General features: G+C 50.7%; 4 protein-coding genes. All 4 read right to left on the bottom strand.

The window, feature by feature from the left end; genetic code table 11:
* Window positions 1-580: hypothetical protein (locus tag THS27_RS26010; RefSeq protein WP_210403029.1), on the bottom strand; the 580-nt coding region annotated here is incomplete at its 3' end.
* Window positions 581-583: 3 nt separating this feature from the next.
* On the bottom strand, window positions 584-1,024 hold the full coding sequence (locus THS27_RS26005) for a hypothetical protein (protein WP_085595894.1): 441 nt from the start codon (window positions 1,022-1,024) through the stop codon (window positions 584-586).
* Complete coding sequence (locus THS27_RS26000) at window positions 1,021-1,557, bottom strand: hypothetical protein (RefSeq protein ID WP_085595892.1); 537 nt, start codon at window positions 1,555-1,557, stop codon at window positions 1,021-1,023. Before THS27_RS26000 ends, THS27_RS26005 begins: the two co-directional genes overlap by 4 nt.
* Window positions 1,554-2,705: a hypothetical protein gene (locus THS27_RS25995; protein WP_085595890.1), complete on the bottom strand. Its 1,152-nt coding sequence runs from the start codon at window positions 2,703-2,705 to the stop codon at window positions 1,554-1,556. Before THS27_RS25995 ends, THS27_RS26000 begins: the two co-directional genes overlap by 4 nt.
* Between the last annotated feature and the right edge of the window lie 110 nt (window positions 2,706-2,815).

Raw genomic sequence — 2,815 nt, 5'->3', positions numbered from 1 at the left:
TAGCCGTGAGAGGACGTTTACTGCCAATTTCATCCATTGAGACGAGCACCAGCTTGCCGGGGTAGAGCCATTCTAGTGGCAGTAACGGCTTGACCGTGTCGAGTTTCAGCAGAGCCTCATAGTCTTCCTCATAAAGAAGTTGATTTATGCGCTGCTCTTCAAAGCTGAGGTAACGCTGATATTCCTTCAGACGCACGATGGCGTCTTCAATGCGGGCATACTCACGGCGCAGCGCCGATTTGCGGTATGGGCTGGAGGTCTTATTGGAAACTTCGCTGGAAATCATTTGTTCCAACGTCTCCAATTCAGCAGGCACTTCGGCGGCAGCCTGACGATGCTCACGGATGGACTCGAACAACAAACGGGCTTGGTCTTGGGCCATTTGTTGGTACGTCTTCGACCTTTCAGCTTCCTGTTGAACATTGGCTGCGCGGGCTCTTGCCCGAATCTGGTCGGAGCGCTCTCTTTCGTGCTGCTGCTTTTCACGCTCTTGCTCTGTTAGAGAGTTGTAAATCCAGCTGACAGCTTTTGCTGTTACCAGGACCGTCAGGCCAGCAGCGACGACGAGGGGAAGTTTCACGGATTACTCCTGCGTCCCGTATAGCAACAAAGCGGCCTCTTCAGCAGTAAATTCTTTGGCCTCAAGCTGCTTGAGGACGCGATCATGCAGATCATCTTTAGAAGATAATTTGCGATCTTCTTGGGCAAGTGATGCCATCTCCTGTTCATGATTTCGCATGCTGTTTTTGTCCTGGTTATCCAACTCAACCATACGTGTGGTGTGCTCAAGGCGAGCCTTTTCCAGATCATGTTCGCTTAGGATGATTGCCTTTTGCCCTTCTATTTTTGACCGCGTTGTGACCTCTACCTCCTTCTTATAGTCTGCATAGGCCGTTAGGGCGTCAACGGACGTGGCGGCGAGATCCATAGCCTGAGATAATTTGAAGCCGCCATCGTCGTCCTTCTTCGGAGGGCTTTTTTTTGGCGCCGGCGTTTTCGGGGATTTGGTGGTTGGGGCTTTCATGTGTGTTCTCCATCGGGGCTGAGAAGTAATGCCAGAGTAGCGTCGATGCACCTATCGAGGCAGACCTGCAAGCCGATTAGATCCTGAAAGTAGCCAATTTTCTGCCGTTCTTGCTGCAATAAAACATGCATGTTTTTCAGTATCTTAATTTGCTGACGGATTGTCCCGCGTGCGAGTTGTATGCTGCGTTTCTTAATGTTCAAGGTGCGCTCGATATGCGCTAGCCTACCCTCGCGCTCCTTGAGCAATGCCTCTAGCTTCATCTCGGCAATTTGCAATTCCTGGGCCAGGATCGCTTCGAGTGTCTGATTGTAATTGCGCAGTTGCTGCGTGACTTCCCGCTCAGCGCAGTAACGGAAGTAGCTGCCACTGGCCTCTATCACCGCGATGGCAGCATCTACCCAGACGGCGGTGGGATTGATGTTGGCCAATCCACGGGCGCCGTGCCTCACAAGGATGGTGCCGTAACGCTGGATGTCAGCATCCTGTACCATCTGGCCAGCGACGTTGGAGAACATGTCGATGGTTCTCACACGTCACCTCGGATGCAGTGTAAACCCTTAGCTTCGAGCTTTTGCTCGATGAGCGGCCAGTTGAAGCCTAGGCGCTGCCAACGATCATCAATACGGTGCTCACGATTGAACCGTACTTCGGCTGGGTCATCCGGGGTAGTGATTTCGTGGAAAAGAGAATCGATGATTTGCTCGCGGGTGTCTTGTTCAATCTCCGGCCAGACCCAGGTGCTGGGGGGGGTGTCGCTCAGGCAGTTTAGGTCAATGTTATCGCTTGATGTGTTGATGGTCGTGATTCGAAGGTGATCATTGGGTAGCTGATTGCGCAGGCGCTCAGGCGCACCGGCCGGTAAGCTGTAGCACGTCGATAAGCACAGCACAGGGCTTGCCACGGTGTACTCGTGATCCGCCCACCGATGCAGGTCACCAGCATTCAGTTTGATCTCAATGGCTCTTGGTTCGGGGGTGTCGGTAGCTATACGAATAGTCAGATCCCACTCATGGCTCTTGAACCCGTTGTCGATAAAGCAATCGGTAAAGTGTTCAAAGATCGGCGGCAGGTACCGCTCAGGATGGCGCATGATACGGTTTTTCTGGCGTTCGCAGTCTTCATTCCAGTCTTTACAGGACCAAGAACGTGGCGTACCCTCTAGTCGATGCCAGCGGCGAATGACAAAGTGGGTATTGTCCGGCAACACCACTGTATCAACGGAAGAGTCGCCGCAGAAACAGTCGTTTCTATGATCTCCATCAAGCCATATAAGTCGCTTTTGGTCATGTAAACGGCGCTTCCAAACAGAGAAATTTTTTCCACTTCTTGTTAATCGATTTCCTTTCATCAAGCCGAGTCCTTCAAGACGTGTGAGGATAGGTTGCAACTGCTGAAATCTGAGGCCGGTTACTTTTAACACCCAATCGATGCAATGCTCTGGAAACTGATGTGCGGCTTCCAATAATAAGTGAGAGAAGCCACCTAATTGGTCAAGTAGTCTATTCTTTAGCGTTAGCTCGTAACCACGAACAGGAAGATAGACATAAATACCATCATTAATAGTGTTGGACTTTAAGCTATAAATGGTCGCGCACTCGCCCTCTATCTTTGATCGCGTTGGGCGGCAACAGCTAGTTTTGATTTCCGTGGTGTCGACAGGCAACAATCTCATCGTCATCAAAACATCCCAATATTCTCCAGACTTAACATCAAAAGGTTAGCAGTTTTGTTAAGGGTATGGGAAGACAGATATTAGGTAAGAGCCACTTCCTAGGCTCAGGACCTATT

This window comes from Thalassospira sp. MCCC 1A01428, from assembly GCF_002115825.1.
Classification (GTDB): domain Bacteria; phylum Pseudomonadota; class Alphaproteobacteria; order Rhodospirillales; family Thalassospiraceae; genus Thalassospira.
Note: the sequence above shows the minus strand (reverse complement) of the source record. Positions and strands in the feature narration are given on the sequence as shown.